The organism is Pararhizobium sp. LjRoot238, from assembly GCF_964252955.1.
GTDB lineage: Bacteria > Pseudomonadota > Alphaproteobacteria > Rhizobiales > Rhizobiaceae > Pararhizobium.
Map to the genome: position 1 here is coordinate 936,928 of NZ_CAXUPP020000001.1, position 25,646 is coordinate 962,573.

Genomic DNA, 25,646 nt, shown 5'->3' on the forward strand with positions numbered 1-25,646 from the left:
GATATCCTCTTCGCTCTCGGGCCGAACGGGACGATAGACGAAACGCGCCTGCTGTTCAGCGAACGGTTTTCTGAGGTCCCCATTGAGCGGTGCCGTCGTTACTGCATAATTCCTTAAATCGGATTCGATTTAAGGAAAAATTATGCAGCAGATCAAAGTGATACAGCGACCTTTGCGCGTCTGAAAAGACGCGCGGCGCTGTAGCGGAGCGGTCAGGCCGACGCCAGCGCCACGGCCGGTTGCAGACGGGAGGCGTTATAGGCGGGCAGGTAGCCGAAGACGAGGCCTGTCAGGAAGGCGCTGGCGAAGGCGAGGATGACCGGACCCGGCGCGAAGCTGACGGCGATGCCGAAAGCCTGCGCGACGGCGCCGATGGAGAGGCCGAGACCCACGCCGATCAGTCCGCCGAGCGCGGAGACGACCAGAGCCTCGACGATGAACTGGGTGAGGATATCACGGGCCCGCGCGCCGGTTGCCATGCGAATACCGATCTCGCGGGTGCGCTCGGTGACGGAGACAAGCATGATGTTCATCACGCCGATGCCGCCGACCAGCAGCGAGATGGCCGCGATCGAGCCAAGGAAGACCTTGAGGATGTTCGAGGTCTCGGTAAAGGTCTCGCGGATCGCGGCCATATTGACGATCTGCGTATCCTGCCGCTTGTGGCGCTCGTCAAGAAGCGCCTGGATCTGGTCCTGTGTCACGTTGATGCCGCTGTCGTCCTTCACCTGCACGGTGATGGAGCGGACGTTTTTCGCGCCGAACAGGCGCAGATTGCCCGTCGAGAGCGGCACCAGAACGGTGTCGTCCTGGTCGTTGCCGCCAGCGCTCGCGCCCTTCTTCGACATGACGCCGATGACCTGGAACGGGATATTCTTGATGAGGATATACTGGCCGAGCGGATCAGCTCCGTCTGGAAACAGGGTATCCGCGACCGTGCGGCCGAGAACAGCGACGGTCCCGTAGGCGTCCATGTCGGACTTTTCGAGGAAGGCGCCCTCCTCCACCGTCCAGGACTTCGCCTCCGGGAATTGCGGCACCGTGCCGTTGACGGTCGTCTGCGTATCGAGATTGCCGGCGCGTACGGTCAGTGTGCTCGACATTTCCGGTACAGCAAAGCTGATGTTCGGCAGCTCCAGAATGGCATCGGCATCGGACGGGATCAGCGAGACGATGCTGCCCCCTTCCCCACCGCGGAAATTGGCCATGTTCGGCCGCACCACAAGAAGATCCGAGCCCATGGCGGCGATGCGGCTCAGCACCGAATCCTGCGCCCCGGTGCCGATGGCGAGCATGGCAACGACGGAACTGACGCCGATGACGATGCCGAGCAGCGTCAGAATGGTGCGGAAAAGATTGGCCCTGAGCGCACGGAACGACATACGCACGGCTTCCGCCACGTCGGTGACGATCGCGGCCTTGCCTGCGGCGTTTGACGATATCTGTGGGCTGCCACGGCCGATACGCCTGATATTGCCGGCAATGCGGTCGGCGACGATCAGGCCGTCGCTGATCTCAATGACGCGGTCGGCGGATTCGGCGAGTTCCGGCGCATGCGTGATGATGATGACGGTGTGGCCCTCATCGTTCATCTGCCGCAACGTGGTCATCACCTCCTTGCCGCTCTGGCTGTCGAGCGCGCCGGTCGGCTCGTCGGCTAGAATGATCTGGCCGCCATTCATCAGCGCACGGGCGATCGAGACGCGCTGCTGCTGGCCGCCGGAGAGCTGGTTGGGCAGATGGTCGAGCCGGTCGCCAAGCCTGAGTGACGTGAGCAGCGTCTCGGCCCGGTCGCGTCGGTCACGCGATGGCATGCCGGCATAGATGGCGGGGATCTCGACATTCTCTCGGGCGGTTGCCGTCGGCACCAGATTGTAGCTCTGGAAGACGAAGCCGAACATTTGGCGGCGGCGCGCGGCCAGCTGGTCGGCGTTGAAGTCCGAGACATCCTCGCCTTCCAGCAGATATTGGCCACCCGTCGGCGTATCGAGGCAGCCGAGGATGTTCATCAGCGTCGACTTACCCGAGCCGGAAGCGCCGACGATGGCGACGAACTCGCCCGGCTGGATATCGAGCGAGACGCCGCGCAGCACCTCGACGGCGACATCGCCATTGACGAAGGTCTTGCGGATATCCTTGAGCGAAATCAGGGCGGTCATCGACACGGCCTCAGAACATCGGCGGCATGCCGCCCATGCCGCGTCGGGAATTGGACTGGTTGGATGAGGATGCCGGCTTGTCCGCCGAACCGGCGCCGACCACGACGGCGTCGTTTTCGGAAAGACCCTGCTTGATCTCGACACGCACGCGGTTGCGGATGCCGGTCTCGACCTTGCGGGTCTCGCGGGCGCCGGAGGCGGTGACGACGGTGACTTCGCCGGACTTGTCGTCAGCACCGGAGCGGACCGCTGCGACGGGGATCGTCAGCACGTTCTTGGCCGACGACTGCACGAAGAAAACCTGCGCCGTCATGTTCATCATCAGCGTCCCCTCCGGATTGGGCACGTCGAACAGGGCGTAATAAAGCACGACGTTGTTTTCCGTCGACGGCGTCGGCTTGATCTGGCGCAGTTCACCGGGGTAGCGCTTGCCGGGCTGGCCGAGTAGCGTGAAATAGGCGTCCATGGCGATCTTCAGCTTGCCGACGTCTGCTTCCGACACCTCCGCCTCGACCGTCATCGTCGAAAGATCGCCAATCGTGACGATCGTCGGCGCGGTCTGGTTGGCGTTCAGCGTCTGGCCCTCCGTGGCCGATGTGTCGACGACGGTGCCGGTCATCGGCGCATAGATCTTGGTATAGCCGAGGCTGATGCGAGCGTCCTTCAGTGTCGCTTCCTGCTTACGGATCTGGGCCTTCAGCGCATCCACATTGGCCTCGGCAGTCGCAAGTGCCGCGACCGCCTCGTCGAGCGCCGACTGGGCGGCACTGTTACCGGCGACCAGGGCGCGCTGACGCGTCAGGTTGGCGGCGGAGAGGACGACCTGCGCGTTCTTGTCGATCATCTGGGCCTTGAGATTGGCAAGCTCGGCCTCGGCGATCTCGATCTGCGTCTCGATCGAGGCGCTGTCGATCTCGGCGATCAACTGCCCCTGCTTCACTTGATCGCCAATTTCCACCTTCAGGCTTTTCAGCTGGCCGGAGACCTGGGCGCCGACATCGACATCCTTGATCGGGCTCAGGAGCCCTGTTGCCGTGACGCTGTTTTCGATATCGCCGCGCAGAGGCGTCTCGGTGACGACCGTGTCGGTGGTGCTCTGTTTGCCATAGGTCGACCAGCCGTACCAGCCAGCGCCGACGGCAACGATCAGAACCGGCAGGATCAGCCACCACCGCCTCGATCGGGCGCGTTTCTTCGGCGCCGGCGCAGGCTGAACAATGGGTTCCTCATCCTCGACGATCGCGGGGGCAATTTTCCGGGTGGCATCCGCCATTCAAGCAACTCTCAGATTATTTTGACATCGGGCCGAACAATTCCCGAACTAACTAGGTTGCAACTACGCCTTAATGAAGTCCAACGGCATGAAATCTTTGTAATGTTTCCTGTTTTTCGTTTCATAATGTTTCCGCGGCCAACCTCTCGTCTTCAGAGCAAGCCATGCAACGAAAAAACCGGCGGTGGGAACCGCCGGTTTCGCCAGTGCTGCTCTGCCGGGGAGGCCGGATCAGTTGCAGACCCTGATGCGCTTGACGACCAGATTGCCGTAATAGTCGTACTCGCGGACCTTCTTGATCCAGCAATGGGGCTCGTAATAGCTCTTGTAGTAGTGGCGCTTGTGGCCGTAGTGGTGGCCGCCGTAATAGCCGCCGTAATCGTGATAGCCGCCGCCGTAGTAACCGCCAGCCTGGGATGGGGCCGCGAAAGAAAGAGCCGCGCCAGCGGCAACGATGGAAGCGATGATCAGTTTACGCATGGTTGTCTCTCCTTGAGTGATTGGCTGGATGAGCCCGCCTCATCCTTGAGAAGGACAATCTCACGGCTGCGGAAACCGCGCAGTTCCCAATGGAACAGGGTGCCGGGATTATGATTTTCTGATCCGGGCCATAGCCACCACATCCGCGAATTTCCCATCGCGGAAGGCATAAGCCCTGTGAATGCCTTCGGCCTCGAAGCCGAACGCGTCATACAGCGCGATCGCCGCTGCATTGTCGGTAAAGACGGTCAGTTCGATGCGCGTGATGTTCAGCCATTTGTCCGCGGCATCGATGATCTCCTGCAGGAGGGCTTTTCCGATACCCTGCCTTCGGTGATGATCGTGGACGCTCATTCCGAGCATCGCTGCGTGGTGGCGCCGTCCCGTTTGCCGGTGAAGCCCGGCGGCTCCAAGGATGGCGCCTTTTCGCTCAGCAACGATCCGCAATCCGCCATCCGGCGGCGCCTCCAGCCACGTGCGGGTCTGCTCGGGCCTGGTATGGGGTAGGCGCAAAGTGCCATACCGCACACCCGGCAGGTTCATGATGGCAGCAATCTGCTCATAGTCGCCGGGACGCGAGGCACGAATATGCAGAGCGTCGGTCAACGGCGGAGCGGGTGTTGGTTCAGTTTGCTTCATGACGATCCTCGTCTTTGATGCGAGGAAGGAAGAAGTGCCGCGACCCTACCTGCCTCGGCAGGGTCCACAGGATGAAAGCGCTCTTAGCCCAGCACCGATCCTGCGCACCCCTGAGGGTACGTGCAGGTCATAAGAAGGTGCATGGTCGGGCGTTTCATGATCCAGACTTTAACCGCTCTCACCGCAAAGGCAAGGACCGGCGCTCAGAAGGCCTGCCAGGCGATATAAAGCAGCGTCAGCGCGATGACCCACAGCGCCAGGCGACCGGAGCGGCTGTGCCGCGCTTCCGCACGGCCGATCGCCTCGGCGGTCTCCTCATCAAAGCGAAGGCCGTTTTCGGCCATGCCCGTCAGGTCGCGAGAGAACTTCTCCGTTTTCGCCGCTATCTCGGGTGCTGCCTCCGCAAGCCTGAGGGCGGCATGCAGCCCTTCCCGCACATCGGAGACGATACGTTTGGGTCCGAGATTGTCGCGGATCCAGGCGCCGACCACGGGCTCGGAGGCCTTCCACATGTTGAAGCGCGGATTGAGCGTGCGAGCGACGCCTTCGACAACGACCATGGTTTTCTGCAGCATGACCAGTTCCGGCCGGGTCTGCATGTCGAAGAGCTCGGTCACTTCGAAAAGCAGCGTCAGCAGCTTGGCCATGGAGATGGTTTCGGCCGGCTGGCCGTGGATCGGCTCACCGATGGCGCGGATCGCCTGGGCAAAACTTGCGACATTGTGATGACCGGGCACATAGCCGGCCTCGAAATGCACGTCGGCGACACGGCGATAGTCGCGGGTGATGAAACCATAGAGGATTTCGGCGAGGAAACGGCGCTCTTTCTTGCCGAGACGGCCAACGATACCGAAATCGACGGCGACGACCATGCCCTTCTGATCGACGAAGAGATTGCCCTGATGCATGTCGGCATGGAAGAAACCGTCGCGCAGCGTGTGACGCAGGAAGGACTGGATCAGCGTGTCGGCAAGCCCGTTCAGGTCATGCCCCGCGCGGCGCAGGCCCTCGACATCCGACATCTTGATGCCGTCGATCCACTCCATCGTCACGACGTCGCGGCCGGTGCGCTCCCAATCGACCTTCGGCACGCGGAAACCGGGATCATCGGCCGCGTTCTCGCCAAGCTCCGACAGGGCCGCCGCCTCAAGCCGCAGATCCATCTCGACCTTGGTGGTCTGCTCCAGCGTCTTCGTCACCTCGACCGGACGAAGCCGGCGGGTATTGGGCAGGAAACGCTCCTGCAGGTGCGAGACGAGGAACATCGCCTCCAGATCATGGGCAAAACGCTGGCGCACGCCGGGGCGGATCACCTTGACGGCGACCTTTTGCTGGACGCCGTCGCGCAGAACCATGGCAGGATGAACCTGGGCAATCGAGGCGGCGGCGATCGGATCGCCGAAATCAGAATAGAGATCGGCAACCGGGCGGCCGAGCGAACCCTCGATAGCAGCACGCGCCTCCTCCACCGGGAAGGTCGCCATGCGATCCTGCAGGAAGGAAAGGTCTTCGGCGAAATCGGCACCCACGACGTCCGGGCGGGTGGCCAGGAACTGGCCGATCTTCACATAGGACGGGCCGAGCCGCTCGATGGCGCGGGCGAGCCTGTCGCTGCGGCCTTCGTGCCTTGCACGGCGGCGGGCAAAAAGACCGGCAAAGGATTGCGCGACGCCGATCAGAGGCGGCAGGTTTTCAGACGGCAGGGCGGAGATAACGCCTTCGCGCACCAGCACCCAGCCGATCCGGACCAGTCGTCCATAGGCTCCGGGTGTACTCATGATGCCTTGCCGCTGCGCAGGGCGAGGCGCTCAGCGCGCTTCACGAAAGTGGACATCATGCGTCAGATCTTCCAGGCGGAGTGCAGCGCGGCGATACCGCCGGTGTAGTTGGTGAAATTGACGCGGGAGAAGCCGGCCGTGGTGATCATCGCGGCGAAATCGCGCTGGTTTGGAAACTTGCGGATCGATTCCACCAGATACTGGTAGGGCTCGGCGTCGCCGGTGACCATCTTGCCGAATTTCGGGATCGCGTTGAACGACCAGGTGTCGTAGACCTTGTCGAGCAGCGGCATATTGACCTCGGAGAACTCCAAAACCAGAAGCCGGCCGCCGCGCTTCAGGACGCGATAGGCTTCCGACAGGGCGACATCGATGCGCGGCACGTTGCGGATGCCAAACGCGATCGTATAGGCGTCGAAGCAATTGGCCTCGAAGGGCAGTTCCTCGGCATTGGCCTCGACGAAGGTGAGATTGGGCGTCAGCCCTTTCTTTTCGGCGCGCTCGGCGCCGACAGCGAGCATCGAGCCGTTGATGTCGAGCACGGTTGCATGCGCCTTGCGGTCAGAGGCTTCGACGATGCGGAAGGCGATATCGCCGGTACCGCCGGCCACGTCGAGAACCTTGTAGTCCTCGGAGCGGCGCGGGTTGAGCGCCGAGATCATCGCATCCTTCCAGGCCCGGTGCAGGCCCATGGACATGACGTCGTTCATGATGTCGTAGCGCTTGGCGACCTTGTGGAAGACATCGTTGACGAGCGCCTGCTTCTCGCCCTGGCCAACCTGGCGAAAACCGTAGGAGGTTTCCATGCCGCCATCGGCAGACGTGCGCTCACCTGTCATTCCGAAATACTCCGTTCAATCGCTGTTGCGCCGACCATAGCGAATTCGCTTCATCCACGCTATCTCTGCGGCAGACGCCCACCTGCGGCATTCCAGCCCTTATAGGCCTGCTATAGGATATGTGCGCGGCGATTGGAATTGCCAAATAAGTTCATTCATTTGGCGTGAAGGAGATATTGATGCCGGAACTTCCCGAGGTGGAAACCGTGAGGCGGGGCCTCACGCCAACAATGGAAGGCGCGCTCCTGGTGCGGGCGGAGCTGCGGCGACCGGACCTGCGCTTTCCCTTCCCGGCCGATTTTTCCACGCTCGTTTCCGGCCGCCGCATCCTGTCGCTTGGGCGGCGGGCGAAATATCTTCTGATAGACCTCGAGGGCGGGGATGTCATCATTGCGCATCTCGGCATGTCCGGCTCCTTTCGCGTCGAGGAAGGAGCGGGCACCGAGACGCCAGGCGATTTTCATCATCCGCGCGGCAAGGATGAGAAGCACGACCATGTTGTCTTTCATCTTGTGAGCGCCAAGGGGCCGGCCCGCGTGATCTATAACGACCCGCGCCGCTTCGGCTTCATGGACATCACCAGGCGCGACACGCTCGCGAGTCACGTCTTTTTCCGCGATCTTGGCGAGGAGCCGACCGGCAACGTGCTCGACGCCGCCTATCTCGCCGCGCGCTTCGCCGGCAAGGCGCAGCCGCTCAAATCCGCGCTGCTCGACCAGAAGAACATTGCCGGGCTCGGCAACATCTATGTCTGCGAGGCGTTGTGGCGCTCCGGTCTCTCACCGATGAGGGCCGCCGGCGCGCTGGTCGACACCAGGGGAAAACCGAAGAAGGCGCTGACGCTCCTGACCGAGGCGATCCGCGCCGTGATTGCCGATGCGATCGCGGCGGGCGGCTCGTCATTGCGCGATCATATTCAGACGGACGGTACGCTCGGCTATTTCCAACATTCATTCTCGGTCTATGATCGCGAGGGTGCGCCTTGCCGGACACCAGGTTGCGGCGGGACCATCGCGCGTTTCGTCCAGGCGGGACGCTCGACATTCTATTGCCCGAAATGCCAGAGGTAGCGGCGTCGGCGGTCTCAGCCCTGCGGCCGTGTTTTCAAAAATAGCGCGTTGACTGAGGCGGTGTTTAGGGTTATATGCCGCCCTCAGTTTGGAAAGCCGCTCCAAGGTTTTCCGATATTGCTCCCGAATTGCTTGGATGACAGGTCGCAGTGACCCGGCACGGCGAATTGGGAGTTTTTGTCAGATTTCGAAGAGAGACACCAAATGGCCAATACAACTTCGGCGAAAAAAGCGACCCGCAAGATCGCCCGCCGCACGGAAGTCAACAAGTCCCGCCGTTCGCGCGTTCGCGGTTTCATCCGCAAGGTCGAAGAAGCCATTGCTTCCGGCGACCAGGCCCTTGCCCAGGCAGCCCTGAAGGCCGCCCAGCCGGAACTGATGCGCGCCGCCACGAAGGGCGTGCTGCATGCCAATACGGCATCGCGCAAGGTGTCGCGTCTCGCCAACCGCGTAAAGTCGCTTTCGGCCTAAGCCGGCTTACTAAAATTTCATCAATGATTTAGCCCGGTCCTGCGACCGGGCTTTTTCGATTCGCACTGCTCGCCCGTCGATGCTTAATCCTTGAGCAGAACACCATGTCAGCACAATGACATATTTTTCTGAACAAAATCAACTGGTTGCAAGAGGACGCGCGACCGCATGCCGGTCCGGCCAAAGCCCGTTAGGGTGTGCGGCGAGTCAAGAAATTTTTTATTTTTTTTGTTTTTCGCCAGCTAACTTCCGGGTCAAAAATCAAAGCCCTTGATTCAAAAGCGATTCTCTTCCGCAGGCCTCCGGCCGATGCAGGACACGCTATGAGAGTCAACGCCCAGCTCTTACCGAACCGCAAAAAACACGATTGATCTTGTGCCATGATCCTGCCTAAATGCCTCCCACAGAAGGCGCAGGGGATACCTGCGGACAAGATGAAAAGGCGGCCTTTCAACGGACTGCACAGTTTCACTTGAACCTTCTGTAACGGGGTGGTTCCACAACGTTCCATCAATCAGTACAAGGTGTTTTCAGCCGCGCAACATGTTTGCTAGGAACGACGCTTTGCTATTTCTGGTTGCAAACTGGGAGCGACCTCGAGACACCGGATCACGCGTCAGCGACAGCTTTACCGTTGCAGCGCAGAGATGGTGGCCGCAATGCGGATGAGGACGCATTCGCAGCAACTGGCCTGCCCTTCTTGTAACGAGGGTCGGGAAAGGCCGGTCAAAGGACGAGGGACTGGACGGAACCGGCATTTACACGAGGACCGGGACCGGACACTAGATTGAGACCGTGCAAGCGGGACATGCGTTTTGCCTTTAGGCCGAACGGATTTGCACGGAAACCGGACCAAAAGAGGAAGATGAGGATTCCTCTTTTGGCACGGCGAGCGTTTGAATTGGGCGGCATGCCTTTGAACAAGGGCCGCGCATGACAAACATAAAGGCTGATGCCGTCGGTAATGACGGCGTCGCGCAATGATATTGGAAGGCGGCAATATGCTAAGTAATTCGGTGACGGCGGCGATTGTATTCGAAAACGGCGAGAATGGACGTCAGATCGCGGCAAACCCGTCTGGCGGTGCGGCAGCGGAAAAAGGCGAGATGGGCCATAGCGCACTTTTCGAGCGGGTCAGTGCGCGTTTGAAAGCCCAGGTGGGCGCCGATGTTTTTGCCAGCTGGTTCGGCCGGTTGAAACTGCACTCCGTCTCAAAGAGCGTCGTGCGGCTCTCCGTGCCGACGACCTTTCTGAAATCCTGGATCAACAACCGCTATCTCGACCTGATCACCAACCTCTTCCAGCAGGAGGACGCCGAGATCCTGAAGGTGGAAATCCTGGTGCGCAGTGCCACACGCGGCGCCCGGCCCGGCCTTCACGAGGATGCCCCGCAGGCAAACCACACCGACACAGTCGCACCGGCAACTGCGCGCCGGGCATCGGCGCAGCCGCTAGCGCACCATGCCGCAGCCACGGTCAGCACTCTTCAGAAGCCGCAGCCGGTCGCAGGACCGCTGTTCGGTTCGCCGCTCGATCCGCGCTACACCTTCGAGAGTTTCGTCGAGGGCTCCTCGAACCGCGTCGCCCTTGCCGCTGCAAAGACGATCGCCGAGGCCGGCGCCGGGGCTGTGCGTTTCAACCCGCTGTTCATCCATTCGACGGTCGGTCTTGGTAAGACGCACCTGTTGCAGGCGATCGCCACAGCGGCGATCCAGAGCCCGCGCGTACCACGCGTCGTCTATTTGACGGCCGAATATTTCATGTGGCGCTTTGCAACCGCGATCCGCGACAATGACGCACTGTCGCTCAAGGAAACGTTGCGCAACATCGATCTTCTGGTGATCGACGACATGCAATTCCTGCAGGGTAAGTCAATCCAGCACGAATTCTGTCATCTTCTCAACATGCTGCTCGACAGCGCCAAACAGGTCGTCGTTGCTGCCGACCGGGCGCCGTGGGAACTGGAATCGCTCGATCCGCGTGTTCGCTCGCGGCTGCAGGGCGGCGTTGCCATCGAAATGGACGGCCCGGACTACGAGATGCGCCTCGAAATTCTCAAGCGCCGCCTCGAGGTCGCCCGCCAGGACGATGCCTCGTTGGATATCCCGGCCGATATCCTGAGCCACGTCGCCCGCAACATCACGGCGAGCGGCCGCGAGCTGGAAGGTGCCTTTAACCAGCTCCTCTTCCGCCGCAGCTTCGAGCCGCAGCTGTCGATCGAGCGCGTCGATGAACTGCTCGGCCATCTGGTCAATGCCGGCGAGCCGCGCCGGGTTCGCATCGAGGACATCCAGCGCGTCGTCGCCAAGCACTACAACGTGTCGCGGCAGGAGCTGGTCTCCAACCGCCGCACACGGGTCATCGTCAAGCCGCGCCAGATCGCCATGTATCTGGCCAAGACGCTCACCCCCCGCTCCTTCCCGGAAATCGGCCGCCGTTTTGGCGGGCGAGATCATACGACGGTGCTGCACGCCGTCCGCAAGATCGAGGACCTGATTTCCGGCGATACCAAGCTCAGCCACGAGATCGAGCTGTTGAAGCGGCTGATCAACGAGTAGTGGATGGTCGGCCCCTCACCTGAGGAGAGTTCTACCCCCCTCTGTCATTCCGTGACATCTCCCCCTCAAGGGGGGAGATTGCCCGTGACTATAGTGCGCCCCTTACTTGAACCGGCGAGGGGCAAGAACGATCTCCCCCTCGAGGGGGAGATGTCAGCAAAGCTGACAGAGGGGGGTGACCTCTCCCGGAACGGGGTCTACTTCTTCCCCTTCGAAATCAAATGATAGAGCGCCCGGATCGCCTGCGCCTCGCCGCCAAGCGGCGAGTGCGGGCGTTCGGTCGGGGCCCAGCCGAAGATGTCGAAATGGGCCCAGCTGTTGCTGTTGGTCACGAAGCGCTTGAGAAAGAGCGCCGCAGTGATCGATCCGGCCATGCCGCCCGATGGCGCATTGGTGAGATCGGCGATGCGGGCTGAGATATCCTTCTCGTAACCCTTGTAGAGCGGCATGCGCCAGAGCGGATCGTCGACAGTGAGGCTCGCTTCGGTCAAATCATGGGCCAGATCCTCGTCGTCGGTGTAGAAGGGCGGAAGGTCCGGGCCAAGCGCGACGCGGGCGGCGCCGGTCAGCGTCGCCATGTCGATGATGAGATCGGCTTCCTCCTCGTCCGCATAGGCAAGCGCATCGGCAAGGATCAGGCGGCCTTCGGCATCGGTATTATCGATCTGCACCGTCAGGCCCTTGCGGCTGCGATAGATATCGCCCGGACGGAAGGCATTGGCGGAGATCGAGTTTTCGACGACGGGCACCAACACCCTGAGATCGACCTTGAGCTTCGCATCCATGATCATCAGCGCCAAGCCCATGACATTGGCCGCGCCGCCCATGTCCTTCTTCATCAGAAGCATCGAGGCCGCCGGTTTGATGTCGAGCCCACCCGTGTCGAAGCAAACGCCCTTGCCGACCAGCGTCACCTTGCGGTGCTCCTTCTTGCCCCAACGCATTTCCAGCAGCCGCGGCGCTTCGGCGCTGGCGCGGCCGACGGTGTGGATCAGCGGAAAGTTCTGCTTCAGCAGATCGTCGCCGGAAACGACGGAAACCTTTGCCTTGTAATGCTCGCCGAGCGCCCGGAAGGCCTCCTCCAGCGCATTCGGCCCCATGTCGTTGGTCGGCATGTTGATGAGATCGCGGGCGAGGAAAACACCGGCAAGCTGGCGCTTGATATCGGCGGCGTCGGCATCGGCCGGGATCATCAAGGTCGGCGCCTCGCTCGCCGCAGCCTTGTAGCGGTCGAAGCGGTAGGAGCCGAGGCCGTAGCCGAGCGCCAGGCGGTTGGCCGTCAGCGGCGCGGTCTCGATATGCCATTTTCCGGCCGGCAGCGCGCGCGCCAGCTTGCCGGTCAGGAACGGCGCTTCGGACGGATTGGCGCCCAGCCCGAACAGCGCACCGCCGAGCTGGCCGTCTTGCGAGGGGATCAACAGAACCGCTCCGGACTCGGCTTTGAAGCCCGCCTTGCGTGCCCAGTCGAGCGCGATCGGATCGATCGCGCCGAGATCGATATGCGCCGGTGTCACCGCGAAGATCGGCAGGGTTTTGCCGGCGCTGGTGTTGAACGGCGACGGACGGTCGATGAATTGATAGGAGGCCATGGAAATCCTTAGGAAGGCACGGTGCAGAATCACCCGATTAACGCTCTGTTAGGGTTAACAGATTATTGCTGGAGTGAAGATTGCGCCGATGTGTTGGGGATTGCATCCGGTGCTCTATCGAATTGCTTAAGGGGCATTGGCAATGACGTCACGCGGACACTCGTCTCTTTCCCATCACCGGTTTCTGAAAGCCGCGTCTCTGGCGGCCTTCGTCGCCCTGGCGCTGTCCGGCTGCGCGACGCAGAAGAAGGAGCTGACGACCGGCTCCATTCCGACGGCCAATTTCTCCAAGCCGGTTCAGTCGATGAACGCGACGGAACTTGCAGCAGCGGCAGAGAGCATCGGCAAGGCCTATGAGCGTAATCCCAAGGACCGCAATGCAGGCTTGAACTATGCGAATATGCTCAGAATGACCGGCCGCAACGCGCAGGCCCTGGCCGTGATGCAGCAGGTGGCGATCAACTACCCGACAGACCGCGACGTGCTTGCCGCCTATGGCAAATCGCAAGCCGCCGCGGGTCAACTGGAACAGGCGCTGAACACGATTTCCCGCGCCCAGACGCCGGACCGTCCGGACTGGAAATTGAAATCGGCCGAAGGCGCAATCCTCGACCAGCTCGGCCGCGCGTCCGAGGCGCGTCAACGGTATCGCGAGGCACTCGACATCCAGCCGAACGAGCCGACGGTCCTTTCCAATCTCGGCATGTCCTACCTTCTCAACAAGGACCTGAAAACGGCCGAAACCTATCTGAAATCGGCGGTCAGCCAGCCCGGCGCCGACAGCAGCGTCCGGCAGAATCTGGCGCTTGCCGTCGGACTGCAGGGGCGTTTTGCCGAAGCCGAGCAGGTCGCCCGGCAGGAACTTTCTCCCGATCAGGCGGAAGCCAATGTCAAATATCTGCGCTCGATCATGTCGCAGCAGAACGCCTGGCAGAAGCTCTCCAAGGAAGACAAGGCCACGAACTGACATAGGTCAATTCAACGCTTAGCCTTCACGAAATCCAGGAAGGCGCGCAACGGCCCGGGCAATTGCCGCCGGCTGGGGTAATAGAGGAAAAAGCCTGGATAATAGGGGCACCAGTCCTCCAAGACACTGACCAGCCGCCCGTCCGCGACCGCTTGGCTCGCTTGGCTTTCGAAGACATAGGCGAGCCCCGCGCCGTCCATCGCGGCCTGCAGCATGGTGTCCTGATCACCGAGCGTCAGCGGTCCCTGGACATCAATATCGACGTCAAGACCGCCCCGTTCGAACTCCCAGCGGTAGAAGGCTCCACTGGCAAACCGGTAGCGGATGCAAGGATGATTTTTCAGATCGTAAGGCGTGACCGGCTTCGCATACCGCTCGAAATGATCGGGTGAGGCAACGACCGCGAAGCGGTGGCGCGCGCCGATGGGAATAGCGATCATATCCGCCGCAATCGTCTCGCCGAACCGGACGCCGGCATCGAACCCGCCGGACACCATGTCTACGAGCGCGTCGTCGACGACGATCTCGACCTCGATGGCGGGATGCTCTCTCAAAAAGCGGGCGATGATCGGCAGAAGCACGAGCTTTGCGGCAGCACGGGGCGCATTGATCCGGAGTTTCCCGAACGGTTGGCCACGAAATGTGTCCAGCTCTTCCAACGCCGCGTCGATGTCGAGAAAGGCCGGGCGGACCCGCTCGAAAAGCCGCTCACCCGCTTCGGTCAGGCCAACACCCCGCGTCGTCCGGTTGACGAGGCGGACATCCAGCCGCTCCTCGACCGCTCTCAGTGCGTGCGAGAGTGCCGAGGCGGTGACGCCAAGCTCAACCGCCGCCTTCCGGAAACTCCGATGTTGGGCGATGGCGAGGAAAACGGAGAGATCGGTGGGGCGGATCCGGCGCATTGATGAATTTTCCTCACTGAACCATGAACGAGAAACCGGCTTATCTCATCTATCATGCTTGGCTACGTTGTTCCTGCAAGCAAATTCCAACGACGAAAGGAAAACGTCATGCGTGTATGGTTCATCACTGGCGCGTCCCGCGGCCTCGGCGCCCTCATCACCCAGGAAGCCCTCAAGGCAGGTGATGCCGTCGTTGCGACGGCGCGCAATCCGCAGACCGTCATCGACCGGTTCGGCAATCACCCCAATCTCCTCGCCGTCGCCCTCGACGTCACCAATGAGAAACAGGCATTTGCCGCCGCCGAACAGGCCGTCAAACGTTTCGGCAAGATCGATATCCTGCTCAACAATGCGGGCTACGGCCTGCTCGGCGCCGTTGAGGAGGCAACTGCGGAGGAGATCGAAAAGCTCTATGCGACGAATGTCTTCGGTCTTCTGAAGGTGACCCGGGCGGTGCTGCCGCACATGCGCCGGCAGCGCTCTGGTCATGTCATGAATATCTCGTCGATCGGCGGCTACACCGGCTTTCCCGGCTGGGGAGTCTACGGTTCGACCAAGTTCGCCGTCGAGGGCCTTTCGGAGTCGCTGGCGGCCGAGGTCACGTCGCTGGGGATCGATGTCACCGTCGTCGAGCCGGGCTTCTTCCGAACCGACTTCCTGGACGAAACCTCACTCGCCATCAGCCCGAGTTCGATTGCCGACTACGAACAGACACCGGCAGGCACCATGCGCGACTTCGCGGCCGGCAAGAACCACGGCCAGCCCGGCGATCCCGCACGGCTTGCGAAAGCGATGATCACGCTCGCCAATGCGGAGAACCCGCCGCTGCGCATGCCCTTCGGCACCGATACGGTGGCTGCCATCGGCGAGAAGAACGCCAGTGTCGCCCGCGAAGTCGAAAAATGGCGCGAACTCGCGGTATCGACGGACTTTCCGACCGAGACCGTTGCCGCCGAGTGAAAAAGACAAAGCACCGCTCTTAAATGGGCGGTGCTTTGTCATGTCTGCATTCTGCTCCAGCGAGCGTGGCTCTCAAAACTTGTCCGAAACCTGGATACCTGCCGGGCCGAGAATGACGGCGATCAGGACGGGCAGGAAGAACAGGATCATCGGCACCGTCAGCTTCGGCGGCAGGGCAGCCGCCTTCTTCTCGGCCTCGTTCATGCGCTGGTCGCGGCTTTCCTGGGCAAGCACCCGCAGCGCCTGGGCGATCGGCGTACCATAGCGGTCCGCCTGGATCAGGGCCTGCGTGACCGACTTGACCTCGTCCAGCCCGGTTCGGGTTCCGAGATTTTCCAATGCCATGCGCCGATCGGGCAGGAAGGAGAGTTCCGCAACGGTCAGGACCAGTTCTTCGGCCAGCGGCGCCGACTGCGCGGCGATTTCGTCGGCCACGCGCCGCATGGCGAGTTCCATGGAGATGCCCGATTCCACGCAGATCAACAAAAGGTCGAGCGCATCCGGCCAGGCCCGGCGGATCGAATGCTGGCGCTTCGAAACGGCATTCGAAATGAAGATATTGGGCGCGTAGAAGCCAAGATAGCCGATGCCGATGACGGCGAGGATCCGCATCGGCATCGGTTTTTCGCCGAGATAGCCGAGGAAGAAAATGTAGAACGCGCCAACCGCAAGGAACAGAAACGGCAAGCACAGGCGCGCGACCAGAAACATGTTCAGCGCGTTCTGCGACCGATAGCCGGCCGATTTCAGCCGGTTGACGGTCTTGTCGTCGGCCAGCGCCTTGCGCAGGTTGAGCCGCTCGACGATCTGGCGCACCGACGTGTTGTTCTGGGCACGCAACGAGGTCTTGCCGCTGGACACCTCGGCATTCAGGCGTGCACGTTCGCGCGCCCGGATCAGCTCGCGTTCGGTGGCAACGGATTTCATCCGCTTATCCAGATTCCCCTTCTCGAAGAAGGGAATTGCCAGCGAACAGAACGTCGCCAGGACCGCCACCGCCACCAGAAAGGCAACGATGACGTTCGGATCAGTCAGGGTATTGATCATGCCCTCGCTCATGCCGGGCCTTCCTAGATGTCGAAGTTGATCATGTTACGCATCACAAAGATGCCGATGCTCATCCACACCGCCGAGCAGCCCATGATGATGTGGCCGCGCGGATCGGTGAAGAGGATCATCATGTATTGAGGAGAGGTCATATAAACCAAGAGGGCCACGATGAACGGCAGGGCGCCGATGATACAGGCCGATGCCTTGGCTTCCATCGACAGCGCCTGGACCTTGGCCTTCATCTTCTTGCGTTCGCGCAGCACCTTGCCGAGGTTTCCGAGCGCCTCGGATAGGTTACCGCCGGCCTGCGCCTGAATGGCAATGACGATGGCGAAGAAATTGACCTCCGGCAGTGGAATGCTGTTGATCATGCGGGCGCAGGCTTCCGGGATATTGAGGCCGACCTGCTGCGCCTCGATGATGCGTTTGAACTCGGTCTTCACCGGCTCCTGCCCGTCACCTGCGATCAGCCGGATGGCGTCGTTGAGCGGCAGGCCGGACTTGATCGATCGCACCATGACGTCGAGGGCGTTGGGAAATTCGTTGAGGAATGCCTTGCAGCGGCGCTTGACCAGGAAGTTGACGAACCAGCGCGGAAAGCCGGCCGTGCCGATGAGAAGAATGCCGGCAACGATCGGCAGCATGGCCCCGGCGATCAACGCCATCAGGGCAGCAATCACGCCGAAGACAACGCTGGCGATGTAGAATTGGGCGATCGAGATCTTGAGACCGGCTTGCATCAGCCGGATCTTCATCGAAGGTTTCGCCTTGGCCGATTTTTCCTGCTGCTTTTTCTCGAGATCCTTCAGCGAATCCTGCACCGATTTTCGCCGCTTCGACATCTCGCTCATGCGGTCGCGCGCCGCCTTGACCTTGACCCTGTCGGTTTCGGCCGCCTTGACCTTGCGGACGCGGCTTTCCGCCTTCTTCTCGGTTTCGATGCGCGTGAACAGAATGCCATAGGCAAGGCCAGCCGTTGCAAGGGCGACGAGACCGACGATAGCCAGAATGGTGATGTCTATTCCGAACATGAAAACGATCAGTCCTTTTCCATCGCGTCGAGCGTCGCGGCCAGCCGCTTGTCCTCGTTGAAATAGCGGGCACGGTCCCAGAAATGCGGGCGGCCGATGCCGGTCGACTTGTGGCGGCCGACGATCTTGCCGTTGGCGTCTTCGCCCTCGATCTCGTAGCGCATCAGATCCTGGGTGATGATGACGTCACCTTCCATGCCGATGACTTCGGAGATGTGGGTGATGCGGCGCGAACCGTCGCGCAGACGCGCTGCCTGGATGATGACGTCGATCGAACCGGCAATGATTTCACGCACGGTCTTGGCCGGCAGCGTATAGCCGCCCATGGCGATCATCGATTCCATACGGGCAAGGCACTCGCGCGGCGTGTTGGCGTGGATTGTGCCCATCGAGCCGTCGTGGCCGGTGTTCATCGCCTGCAGCAGGTCAAAGACTTCCGGTCCGCGCACTTCGCCGACGATGATCCGCTCGGGTCGCATACGCAGGCAGTTCTTGATGAGATCGCGCATGGTGATCTCGCCTTCGCCTTCAATGTTCGGCGGGCGGGTTTCAAGACGCACCACATGCGGCTGCTGCAATTGCAGTTCGGCCGTATCCTCGCAGGTGATGACCCGTTCATCGAGATCGATATAGCCGGTCAGGCAGTTGAGAAGCGTCGTCTTGCCCGAGCCAGTACCGCCGGAGATGACCACGTTGCAACGGACGCGGCCGATGATCTGCAGGAGCACCGCGCCTTCCGGCGTGATGGCGCCGAACTTGACCAGTTGGTCGAGTTTCAGCTTGTCCTTCTTGAACTTACGAATTGTCAGAGCCGTGCCGTCGATGGCGAGCGGCGGGGCGATGACGTTGACGCGCGAGCCATCGGGAAGACGGGCGTCGCAGATCGGCGAGGATTCATCGACGCGGCGGCCGACCTGGGAGACGATACGCTGGCAGATCGACAGAAGCTGCGCGTTGTCGCGGAAGCGAACCTCGGATTCGATGGTCTTGCCGCCGACTTCGATGAAGGTCTGGCCGGCGCCGTTGACCATGATGTCGGAGATGTCGTCGCGCGCGAGCAGCGGTTCCAGCGGACCGTAGCCGAGAACGTCGTTGCAGATATCCTCGAGCAGTTCCTCCTGCTCGGAGATCGACATCGCGAAATTCTTGATCGTGATGATGTCGTTGACGATATCTCGGATTTCTTCACGCGCGCTCTCGTTGTCGAGCTTGGCAAGCTGCGAGAGATCGATCGTGTCGATCAGCGCCGAGAAAACCTGGGACTTGGTGTCGTAATAGTCCTCTGTACGAACTGCCTTTTTTCGGATGGGCGGCGGAGATGGCTGCGCACGGGTCACCGGCATTGTGTCGCGGGCAGGCTCGGCAAGAACGGGCGCCGCCTGCCGCTCGGTTACAGCCACGGGAGCAGCGGCGGGCACGGGCGTTTGCATAGGAGGGCTGACAGCGCCACCCTTTCCGAAGCCTTCGTTTCCTCGTTTACCAAACATGCTCTAAAATCCGATTTTCGTTCAAATATCAGTTATTTGCGCCCAAGCATCCCGAGCATCTTGCCAAGGCCGCCCTTCTTGGCCTTCTTGGCTGTCGCCCTGCCCGTCACGAGATGAGCGAGTTGCGAGAACGTCTCGGCCGTCGGCGCCTTCTTGTCGATCTCGGCAATCATCCGACCGCTGTTGGCCGCATTGCCGAACAGCACGGCATCGAACGGAATGATCGCGACCGGCTCGATTTCCAGCGAATCGCAGAAGTCGCCCGGTGATATCTCCGGCCGTTTCGGCATGCCGACCTGGTTCAGCACCAGATGGGGCACCTTGTCGTTCGGCCGGATTTTCTTCAGCGAATCAAACAGGTTCTTGGCGTTGCGCAGGTTGGCGAGATCGGGCACCGCAACGACCACGACCTCATCGGCTTCCGCCAGCACTGTGCGTGTCCAGTCCGCCCACAGATGCGGGACGTCGAGCACGGAGACCGGAGCGTTGCGAAGCAGGATCTCCATCAGCGGCTGAAACGCCGTTGCGTCGAAATCATAGGGTCGATCGAGCATGGACGGTGCCGCAAGCAACGACAGGTGCTGCGAGCATTTGGTCAGGAGGCGATCGAGGAACATCTCGTCCAGGCGCTCCGGGGAGAAAACCGCTTCGGAAATACCCTGCGGCGGGTCCTGGTCGAAATTGATATTGGCGGTACCGTAGGGCAGGTCAAGGTCGGCAAGCACCACCTCGGTCGAGAACAGGTTCGAAATGCCCCAGGCGCAATTATGGGCGAGGGTCGAGGAACCGACACCGCCCTTGGCGCCGATGAAGGCAATGCTGCGGCCGAGCGGTTCGGCTTCCGGATCGACGAAGATGGCGGCAATGGCGCTCAGAATGTCCGGCATGGCGACGGGTGCCACGATATATTCGGAAATGCCGTTGCGGATCAGTTCGCGATAGAGCGGGATGTCGTTGTAGCGACCGATGATGATGACCTTGGTCGAGGGGTCGCAGACGGCTGCGAGCGGCGCCAGTTCCGCCATCAGCAGACGCGGTTCCGTCGATGTTTCGAGAATGATCAGGTTTGGCGTCGGAGCCGTCGAAAACATGTTGGCGGCAGCGGCGATCGAGCCGCTGTTGATCCGAAGACTGACCTTGCTCATCCGCCGGTCCTGGCCGCAGCGCTCCATCATCCGCTGCAGGGCTTCCGTTTCGCAGAAGGCATGCACGGAGATGCGGGGAAGTGGCCGCAGGTGATCGACGTCGCTCGGGCGGACCGCATCGGCAAAGCCATCCGGCTCGCCGGATGCGGTCTCGATCTTGTAGTCAATCGTGCTCATGGTACTGTCCTGTCAAACCGTCCGGAGTATCAATTGTTGTTGATGTTGATCGTCGTTTCTGTCCCGGTTGAGACACCACGGTAGTCTTTGATCACCTCGCCGCGCTGAACCGCATCGATCGGCGACATGGCGCGCGGGCCGAGCAGATCCATCGGATTGGAAACCTGCGCGGCAAGATTGGCCTGGCTGGCGCAACCGAAATTCTCGTAATTCTTGTTCTCGATCGTATTGGCGACAAGATCCTTCGGCCAGTTGCCGCAGGGTGCGGTCTTTGCCGTAATCGCCGTGTAGCTGAGCCGGATCGGTGCGGCGTCGCCATCGCCGCCTGCCTGATAGCTCGCCTCGGCAAGCCGCACCGCCGGAATGCCGGCACCAACCAGCACGCCGCGGATCTCCTTGCGCAGCGCGGATGCGGCATGGGCGTTGACCGAGCCGGTGGGCACCAGGATCTGCACCGTGCCGGTTGCAGAATTTCTATAGCTGGAAGCAAAACCGCGGATGACGTCGCGCGCGCCCATCGTCAAGTGCCTGTCGCTGGAGGCTACCGGCACGTCGATTGCATGTTCCGCTTCGGCGATCACGATCGGATGGCGGGTGCGGTAGTCGTCGGGCAACGCGCCGGTCGACATGCCGTCGCGGTTGGCGCAGCCGGCAAGCGTCGTGCCCGCCAGCAGCAAGGCGCCGATCGCCAACAGGCGTGCGAGACGAGCCGAACCGGTGGAGGTGTTTGGCCGCATGGTGGAGTGCCCCTTGATATTGCGGTTCAGGATGATCTTGGTCGTCATGTCCGGTCCCGCCTATTTGTAGATGAAGCCGACATTGCCGTGATACTCCCCGACCGGGGCTGCCTGACGGTTGCCGTAGATGCGATTGACTTCGCCGAGGAATGCGCTGGACAGGTCATCAGTCGGATTGAAGTTGTCATCCGGCCGCGACAGGTCTGCGCGCGCAACCGGCTTGACCAGATAGGGCGTCGCGATGATGACAAGTTCCGTCTCGTTGCGAATGAAGTCCTTCGAGCGGAAGAGTGTGCCAAGAATCGGGATCTTGGAAACGCCGGGGAGACCGGACATGGCCTGGCGGATATTGTCCTGCACCAGGCCGCCGATCACGATGGAACCACCGGAAGGAAGTTCGACGCTGGTGGACGCCTTGCGGCGGCGGATCGACATGTAGGTCTGACCGGGGACGCTGACCGAATTCGCATTCACGACGGACCCTTCCCAGGTGGGTTCGGAGACCTCGGTGGCAATTTCGAGACTGATGCGGCCGGGCCCGAGCACCACCGGCGTGAAATCGAGACCGATGCCGTATTCCACCGTTTCGTTGGTACGCGTTATGGCGCCCTCGTCGTCGATCTCCTGTTCGGAGGGCACGCGATACTCGCCGCCGACGGAGAAGCTCGCCTTCTTGCCGGAAATCGCTGTCAGGCTCGGCTCGGCAAGCGTGCGCATGACGCCCGCCTGCTCCATCGCATTGATATAGCTGGCAAAGCCCATCGAGCCGGAACCGATCGTACCGGTGACCGAAGACGCGATGGCATTGACAGCATTGCCGAGGTTGGTCGGATTGCGGAACGTGATGCCGTCGCCGCTTGTCGAACTGCGGATGGAACCGCTGAAGCCGAGTTGCTTCAGAACCTGGCGCGACACTTCGGCCACGGTCACCTTCAGCATGACCTGGTCTTCGCCATCGATCCTTAGAAGATTGACGATCTGCGAAACCTGGCGATCTTCGGCAAAGATATCCGCGTCGCCATTGTTGCCCTGAGCGGTGATATCGCGGGTGGTGGCTTCACCGCCCTTGATGAAGGCCTGGGCGAGTTCTTCGACGCGGGTGGAATCGAGCGGCGTGCGGACCGTTCCCGTCAGCACGATGTTGTCCGAGATGATTTCGACGTTGATATCGGAATCGGGCAGGAAACGCCGCAGATTGGCCTCGAGGTTGGAAATGTCGCGCTCGATCTCCAGATCGAGGCTGACGATTTCCTCGCCATTTGGACCAAACACGAAGATGTTTGTCTGGCCGACCATTTTTCCGAACAGATAGATGCGTCGCGAGGTTCGCGTGACGGCATCCGCCAGCGTCGGATCGGCGACCAGAATATCGTGTGCATCGGTCGGGAGATCGATGACGACGGCCTTGTTCAGCCCCAGCCTGATGGTTTTCTTGACGCCGGGCCCGCTTTCGGCGATGCGCACCAGCGACTGCGACGCAGCCTGCGCGGTGAAAGTCTGAGCAGGCATGCCGGAAAAGGCCAGGCAAAAGGCCAGTCCGCCGGCGACAGAGCTACGAAGTTTTCTTCCGATCCGGTTCACGTTCCGCTCCCGCTCACACACTATTTCGCTTCGTTCATGGATGAGCTGTCATCGCTCTTGACGATGGAACCCGATTTGATCACCTGGATCGATGGCCGCCCGTCGCCGCTCAGGAGATAGTCCGCCGCGATAGTATCCGGTTCCTGCGCGTCGGCGACGCTGCGCAGCGCCAGCGACAGACGCTCGGCCATCTGCTGGGCGACCGTCATGACCTTGGACTGATCCGGCGTCAGCTCCAGCGTCGCGGTCGTGCCGACGACGGACTTGGACCCATCGTCCTTTTCCTCGATCTGCTGGTCGATGGCGAGCACGCGAACGTTGCTGAGAACCGTTTCGGTGAGGAAGGAACCGCCTTCCGATTTGCGCACCATGATCACGTCGACGCGGTCGTTCGGCAGAATGAAGCCGCCGGCGCCGGTCGCGACGGTAATTTCCGTGGCAACGGCGCGTTTGCCGGCCGGCAGCAGTGCCGACATGATCCGGCTTGACGAATCGGCGATCTTTTCCTGTCGCACCGGCTCCCCGTTGAAGATCGGCAGGCGCACGACGACGCCTTCAAGATCCGTGACCGCGTTCGGCCGAAGCTCTTCGGTAATCAACCCATCGACAGCGCCGTCTTTCGGCCAGGAGATCCAATGAACGGCATTCGGATCGAGCCTTGAACCGACGGGCAGGCTCTTGCTGGCAACGAGAACGTTGACCGTCGGTTCGCGCTCGATGACCGGCTCGCCGGTGCTGACGACGGTCTTGCCGCTGGTCAGCTTGAGGGCCAGGAACCCAGCCAACCCCGCCGACACGACGGCCACCGCCAGAATAATAACGCGCACCGGTTTCATGATCTGTCCCTGCAGCCCGAGAATATGCCTGCTGCAGAATGATCAGGAATTGGTGTAATTATGGTTAACGCACTGCTTATATTCGTGGTTAATGAATGATTTGCGCCGCAAAGGGTGTCAGGGCGCGTGCGCCCGCGCAATCATCACGGATCAGGATGATACGAAGACGTTAATGTCGTCGAACTTCTAATACAGCTGGGTGAGCGCTGCCTGCATCAGTGGCGAGGAGGGATAGGCAAGAAAGCCGCCGGCGCCGATGGCAATGCCGTAGGGGATCTTCTTTGCCGTAAACAAAAGGTGCGGCACCGGCAGGCCCGAAGCGAGGATAGCGTTTTCCTGCTTGCGCATCATCAGGATCAGAAGGGTGAGCAGACCGCCGAAGATCGAGACATAGATAACGAATTCGAACAGAGAACTGTTGAGCCCGAACCACACGGCACTTGCCGTCAATAGCTTGGCGTCGCCACCGCCCATGACATTGAGCGCAAACAGCGTGAAGCACACCGAAAAGACGATCACACCTGCGAGCAAATGCATGCCGATCATCGCAAGGCTGAGGCCGGCCAGCGGCGCGACCACAATGAAGGCGGTGAGCAGGATGGCCGATACGCGATTGGGGATCGTCATCGTGAAGAGATCGGAGAAGCCCGCAATTGCTAGGCACAGCGGCAGGATGACAAAAATGGCAGCTTCGATCATTCTTGGTCTCTGTGTTTAAACTGCGCGACAATAGGTCGAGCATAACGCACGTTGCTTAACTCTCTGCAAACATCTCAATGCAAAAGCAGTAAACCGCCCTTCGGAGAAAGGCGGTTTATCATTTCAAGCGGCTCGCGCTGTCGATTAATTGTCTGCGTTGTCGAGCGTGGTCGACAGTTCAGTGAACTTGGCATCGAGGCTGTTGCCGAGGCTCGTCGCGCCAGTGATCAGGGCGACGGAGATGAGGGCGGCGATCAGACCGTATTCGATCGCGGTCGCGCCGGACTCATCCTTCAGGAAACGTGCGAAAATCTTGGTCATATTGTTTCTCCTACTTCACTTTGTTGTTCAGCACTTCCGCCAACTGTTTCCGTTGATCGGATGAAGCGAACCTACACAGCGTGAATTTCAATCGGCTTAAGGAAAACAGTTACCGAGGGATTAACGGCTGATGGCCGGTTTCTTGGTAAAAGCAACGTCAATCCGGAGCATCGTTTTTTACTGTTCGCCGGTCCCCGGCAAGCCTCTGCGGAATTGCCCCGGATTTAACGCTTCATTCACCAAAACCGAGCATGTTAGAGCATCCGTATCATCAGGAAACAGCCATGAATTTGCACACCACAGCCATCGTTGCCCGGTTGCTGACAACAAGCTTCGCAAGTCTGGCCCTGATCACCTCCTTTCTGGCGAGCCCTGCCAGCGCTGCCGAGGAGATACTGAACGTCTATATGAACCACGCGCGCGTGCTGAAGCTCGACCGGGCGGTGAGCAAGGTCATCATCGGCAATTCGGACGTGGCCGATGCTACCGTCGCGGATGCGAAGACAATCGTTCTTACCGGACGCTCTTTCGGCACGACCAACCTTGTCATCCTGGACGTTGACGGCAACGCCATCGTCGATGAACGCATTCTGGTTTCGATCGATGAAGGAAACACCGTGCGTGTTTTCCGCCAGACGGTTCGCTCCGTGCTCTCCTGCACGCCCAACTGCGAAGAGCACGCCACGCAAAAGACGACAGTTGCGAACTGAGGCATTCCCTCGCATCGCTGCGCCCCCGACGCGGGCGTAGGCCGCATTCGGTCAAGTTGACGGTCCGTCCGCCAGATCCTTACTATCTGGTGAGTCTTTCCATTCAAATTTCCTCATTGTTTGAATACGAAATATCAATAGTCGTTTCCTAATGTACGCCATCGCAGAGCGCTTGACGGAATGACGA

At 60.8% G+C, this 25,646-nt stretch carries 23 protein-coding genes; 6 read left to right on the forward strand and 17 right to left on the reverse strand.

Features of this window, described 5'->3' with window-relative positions; all coding sequences use genetic code 11:
* Nucleotides 1-212: 212 nt before the first annotated feature.
* From ACSQ3F_RS04750 to ubiE, 6 genes are all read right to left on the reverse strand, one after another.
* Entirely contained in the window at nucleotides 213-2,159 is a 1,947-nt protein-coding gene (locus tag ACSQ3F_RS04750) for a MacB family efflux pump subunit (protein ID WP_436099170.1), read from the reverse strand.
* Between the two features lie 10 nt (nucleotides 2,160-2,169).
* Complete coding sequence (gene macA, locus ACSQ3F_RS04755; protein WP_436099171.1) at nucleotides 2,170-3,432, reverse strand: macrolide transporter subunit MacA; 1,263 nt, start codon at nucleotides 3,430-3,432, stop codon at nucleotides 2,170-2,172.
* 231 nt (nucleotides 3,433-3,663) lie between these two features.
* A complete protein-coding gene (locus ACSQ3F_RS04760; protein WP_349436881.1) occupies nucleotides 3,664-3,912 on the reverse strand; it encodes a hypothetical protein in 249 nt (82 codons plus the stop codon).
* Between the two features lie 108 nt (nucleotides 3,913-4,020).
* Nucleotides 4,021-4,551 carry a GNAT family N-acetyltransferase gene (locus tag ACSQ3F_RS04765; protein ID WP_436099172.1) on the reverse strand — a complete coding sequence of 177 codons (531 nt, stop codon included), beginning with the start codon at nucleotides 4,549-4,551 and terminating at the stop codon, nucleotides 4,021-4,023.
* A 203-nt stretch (nucleotides 4,552-4,754) separates the two neighbouring features.
* On the reverse strand, nucleotides 4,755-6,329 hold the full coding sequence (gene ubiB, locus ACSQ3F_RS04770; protein WP_436099173.1) for a 2-polyprenylphenol 6-hydroxylase: 1,575 nt from the start codon (nucleotides 6,327-6,329) through the stop codon (nucleotides 4,755-4,757).
* A gap of 62 nt (nucleotides 6,330-6,391) precedes the next feature.
* Nucleotides 6,392-7,168 (reverse strand): bifunctional demethylmenaquinone methyltransferase/2-methoxy-6-polyprenyl-1,4-benzoquinol methylase UbiE, encoded by a 777-nt coding sequence (gene ubiE, locus ACSQ3F_RS04775; protein WP_436099174.1) that lies wholly within the window; start codon nucleotides 7,166-7,168, stop codon nucleotides 6,392-6,394.
* 179 nt (nucleotides 7,169-7,347) lie between these two features.
* On the opposite strand from ubiE, the gene mutM reads away from it, so the two are divergent.
* From mutM to dnaA, 3 genes are all read left to right on the forward strand, one after another.
* Nucleotides 7,348-8,238 (forward strand): bifunctional DNA-formamidopyrimidine glycosylase/DNA-(apurinic or apyrimidinic site) lyase, encoded by an 891-nt coding sequence (mutM, locus tag ACSQ3F_RS04780; protein ID WP_436099175.1) that lies wholly within the window; start codon nucleotides 7,348-7,350, stop codon nucleotides 8,236-8,238.
* Nucleotides 8,239-8,442: 204 nt separating this feature from the next.
* Nucleotides 8,443-8,709 carry a 30S ribosomal protein S20 gene (gene rpsT / locus ACSQ3F_RS04785; RefSeq protein ID WP_037125743.1) on the forward strand — a complete coding sequence of 89 codons (267 nt, stop codon included), beginning with the start codon at nucleotides 8,443-8,445 and terminating at the stop codon, nucleotides 8,707-8,709.
* Nucleotides 8,710-9,815: 1,106 nt separating this feature from the next.
* Complete coding sequence (dnaA, locus tag ACSQ3F_RS04790) at nucleotides 9,816-11,267, forward strand: chromosomal replication initiator protein DnaA (protein WP_436102041.1); 1,452 nt, start codon at nucleotides 9,816-9,818, stop codon at nucleotides 11,265-11,267.
* A gap of 197 nt (nucleotides 11,268-11,464) precedes the next feature.
* Here dnaA and ACSQ3F_RS04795 read toward each other — a convergent pair whose 3' ends face one another.
* Nucleotides 11,465-12,856 carry a leucyl aminopeptidase family protein gene (locus ACSQ3F_RS04795; RefSeq protein WP_436099176.1) on the reverse strand — a complete coding sequence of 464 codons (1,392 nt, stop codon included), beginning with the start codon at nucleotides 12,854-12,856 and terminating at the stop codon, nucleotides 11,465-11,467.
* A 142-nt stretch (nucleotides 12,857-12,998) separates the two neighbouring features.
* Here ACSQ3F_RS04795 and ACSQ3F_RS04800 point away from each other — a divergent pair, with 142 nt between their 5' ends.
* Entirely contained in the window at nucleotides 12,999-13,823 is an 825-nt protein-coding gene (locus ACSQ3F_RS04800) for a tetratricopeptide repeat protein (protein ID WP_436099177.1), read from the forward strand.
* An 11-nt stretch (nucleotides 13,824-13,834) separates the two neighbouring features.
* On the opposite strand, the gene ACSQ3F_RS04805 is transcribed toward ACSQ3F_RS04800, so the two are convergent.
* A complete protein-coding gene (locus ACSQ3F_RS04805; RefSeq protein ID WP_436099178.1) occupies nucleotides 13,835-14,725 on the reverse strand; it encodes a LysR family transcriptional regulator in 891 nt (296 codons plus the stop codon).
* Between the two features lie 108 nt (nucleotides 14,726-14,833).
* Between ACSQ3F_RS04805 and ACSQ3F_RS04810 the strand changes: the two genes are divergently transcribed.
* Nucleotides 14,834-15,685 carry an oxidoreductase gene (locus tag ACSQ3F_RS04810; RefSeq protein WP_436099179.1) on the forward strand — a complete coding sequence of 284 codons (852 nt, stop codon included), beginning with the start codon at nucleotides 14,834-14,836 and terminating at the stop codon, nucleotides 15,683-15,685.
* Nucleotides 15,686-15,757: 72 nt separating this feature from the next.
* Here ACSQ3F_RS04810 and ACSQ3F_RS04815 read toward each other — a convergent pair whose 3' ends face one another.
* The 9 genes from ACSQ3F_RS04815 to ACSQ3F_RS04855 all read right to left on the reverse strand — a co-directional run bounded on the left by ACSQ3F_RS04815 (nucleotide 15,758) and on the right by ACSQ3F_RS04855 (nucleotide 24,749).
* Nucleotides 15,758-16,744, reverse strand: a complete 987-nt coding sequence (locus ACSQ3F_RS04815; protein WP_436099180.1) for a type II secretion system F family protein — start codon at nucleotides 16,742-16,744, stop codon at nucleotides 15,758-15,760.
* Nucleotides 16,745-16,755: 11 nt separating this feature from the next.
* Complete coding sequence (locus ACSQ3F_RS04820; protein WP_436099181.1) at nucleotides 16,756-17,766, reverse strand: type II secretion system F family protein; 1,011 nt, start codon at nucleotides 17,764-17,766, stop codon at nucleotides 16,756-16,758.
* 8 nt (nucleotides 17,767-17,774) lie between these two features.
* The gene (locus ACSQ3F_RS04825) at nucleotides 17,775-19,253 is read right to left on the reverse strand and encodes a CpaF family protein (RefSeq protein WP_436099182.1); all 1,479 of its coding nucleotides are present in this window, start codon (nucleotides 19,251-19,253) and stop codon (nucleotides 17,775-17,777) included.
* A 32-nt stretch (nucleotides 19,254-19,285) separates the two neighbouring features.
* Entirely contained in the window at nucleotides 19,286-20,575 is a 1,290-nt protein-coding gene (locus ACSQ3F_RS04830) for an AAA family ATPase (protein ID WP_436099183.1), read from the reverse strand.
* A 29-nt stretch (nucleotides 20,576-20,604) separates the two neighbouring features.
* Nucleotides 20,605-21,312, reverse strand: a complete 708-nt coding sequence (locus tag ACSQ3F_RS04835) for a CpaD family pilus assembly protein (RefSeq protein WP_436102042.1) — start codon at nucleotides 21,310-21,312, stop codon at nucleotides 20,605-20,607.
* Between the two features lie 60 nt (nucleotides 21,313-21,372).
* On the reverse strand, nucleotides 21,373-22,893 hold the full coding sequence (locus tag ACSQ3F_RS04840) for a type II and III secretion system protein family protein (RefSeq protein WP_436099184.1): 1,521 nt from the start codon (nucleotides 22,891-22,893) through the stop codon (nucleotides 21,373-21,375).
* Between the two features lie 20 nt (nucleotides 22,894-22,913).
* Nucleotides 22,914-23,729: a Flp pilus assembly protein CpaB gene (gene cpaB / locus ACSQ3F_RS04845; RefSeq protein ID WP_436099185.1), complete on the reverse strand. Its 816-nt coding sequence runs from the start codon at nucleotides 23,727-23,729 to the stop codon at nucleotides 22,914-22,916.
* A gap of 186 nt (nucleotides 23,730-23,915) precedes the next feature.
* Nucleotides 23,916-24,428 (reverse strand): A24 family peptidase, encoded by a 513-nt coding sequence (locus tag ACSQ3F_RS04850; RefSeq protein WP_436099186.1) that lies wholly within the window; start codon nucleotides 24,426-24,428, stop codon nucleotides 23,916-23,918.
* Between the two features lie 144 nt (nucleotides 24,429-24,572).
* Nucleotides 24,573-24,749 carry a Flp family type IVb pilin gene (locus tag ACSQ3F_RS04855; protein ID WP_436099187.1) on the reverse strand — a complete coding sequence of 59 codons (177 nt, stop codon included), beginning with the start codon at nucleotides 24,747-24,749 and terminating at the stop codon, nucleotides 24,573-24,575.
* A gap of 284 nt (nucleotides 24,750-25,033) precedes the next feature.
* Here ACSQ3F_RS04855 and ACSQ3F_RS04860 point away from each other — a divergent pair, with 284 nt between their 5' ends.
* Nucleotides 25,034-25,459 carry a pilus assembly protein N-terminal domain-containing protein gene (locus ACSQ3F_RS04860; protein ID WP_436099188.1) on the forward strand — a complete coding sequence of 142 codons (426 nt, stop codon included), beginning with the start codon at nucleotides 25,034-25,036 and terminating at the stop codon, nucleotides 25,457-25,459.
* Nucleotides 25,460-25,646: the final 187 nt, after the last annotated feature.

Excerpts from the sequence above, each read along its gene's own strand:
- ubiE (WP_436099174.1), bottom strand. The coding sequence starts at position 7,168 with ATGACAGGTGAGCGCACGTCTGCCGATGGCGGCATGGAAACCTCCTAC.
- dnaA (WP_436102041.1), top strand. The coding sequence starts at position 9,816 with ATGGGCCATAGCGCACTTTTCGAGCGGGTCAGTGCGCGTTTGAAAGCC.
- cpaB (WP_436099185.1), bottom strand. The coding sequence starts at position 23,729 with ATGAAACCGGTGCGCGTTATTATTCTGGCGGTGGCCGTCGTGTCGGCG.
- ACSQ3F_RS04750 (WP_436099170.1), bottom strand. The coding sequence starts at position 2,159 with ATGACCGCCCTGATTTCGCTCAAGGATATCCGCAAGACCTTCGTCAAT.
- ACSQ3F_RS04815 (WP_436099180.1), bottom strand. The coding sequence starts at position 16,744 with ATGAGCGAGGGCATGATCAATACCCTGACTGATCCGAACGTCATCGTT.
- rpsT (WP_037125743.1), top strand. The coding sequence starts at position 8,443 with ATGGCCAATACAACTTCGGCGAAAAAAGCGACCCGCAAGATCGCCCGC.
- ubiB (WP_436099173.1), bottom strand. The coding sequence starts at position 6,329 with ATGAGTACACCCGGAGCCTATGGACGACTGGTCCGGATCGGCTGGGTG.
- ACSQ3F_RS04805 (WP_436099178.1), bottom strand. The coding sequence starts at position 14,725 with ATGCGCCGGATCCGCCCCACCGATCTCTCCGTTTTCCTCGCCATCGCC.
- ACSQ3F_RS04765 (WP_436099172.1), bottom strand. The coding sequence starts at position 4,551 with ATGAAGCAAACTGAACCAACACCCGCTCCGCCGTTGACCGACGCTCTG.
- ACSQ3F_RS04795 (WP_436099176.1), bottom strand. The coding sequence starts at position 12,856 with ATGGCCTCCTATCAATTCATCGACCGTCCGTCGCCGTTCAACACCAGC.
- ACSQ3F_RS04850 (WP_436099186.1), bottom strand. The coding sequence starts at position 24,428 with ATGATCGAAGCTGCCATTTTTGTCATCCTGCCGCTGTGCCTAGCAATT.
- ACSQ3F_RS04820 (WP_436099181.1), bottom strand. The coding sequence starts at position 17,766 with ATGTTCGGAATAGACATCACCATTCTGGCTATCGTCGGTCTCGTCGCC.
- mutM (WP_436099175.1), top strand. The coding sequence starts at position 7,348 with ATGCCGGAACTTCCCGAGGTGGAAACCGTGAGGCGGGGCCTCACGCCA.
- ACSQ3F_RS04800 (WP_436099177.1), top strand. The coding sequence starts at position 12,999 with ATGACGTCACGCGGACACTCGTCTCTTTCCCATCACCGGTTTCTGAAA.
- ACSQ3F_RS04860 (WP_436099188.1), top strand. The coding sequence starts at position 25,034 with ATGAATTTGCACACCACAGCCATCGTTGCCCGGTTGCTGACAACAAGC.
- ACSQ3F_RS04835 (WP_436102042.1), bottom strand. The coding sequence starts at position 21,312 with ATGCGGCCAAACACCTCCACCGGTTCGGCTCGTCTCGCACGCCTGTTG.
- ACSQ3F_RS04855 (WP_436099187.1), bottom strand. The coding sequence starts at position 24,749 with ATGACCAAGATTTTCGCACGTTTCCTGAAGGATGAGTCCGGCGCGACC.
- ACSQ3F_RS04760 (WP_349436881.1), bottom strand. The coding sequence starts at position 3,912 with ATGCGTAAACTGATCATCGCTTCCATCGTTGCCGCTGGCGCGGCTCTT.
- ACSQ3F_RS04810 (WP_436099179.1), top strand. The coding sequence starts at position 14,834 with ATGCGTGTATGGTTCATCACTGGCGCGTCCCGCGGCCTCGGCGCCCTC.
- macA (WP_436099171.1), bottom strand. The coding sequence starts at position 3,432 with ATGGCGGATGCCACCCGGAAAATTGCCCCCGCGATCGTCGAGGATGAG.
- ACSQ3F_RS04825 (WP_436099182.1), bottom strand. The coding sequence starts at position 19,253 with ATGTTTGGTAAACGAGGAAACGAAGGCTTCGGAAAGGGTGGCGCTGTC.
- ACSQ3F_RS04830 (WP_436099183.1), bottom strand. The coding sequence starts at position 20,575 with ATGAGCACGATTGACTACAAGATCGAGACCGCATCCGGCGAGCCGGAT.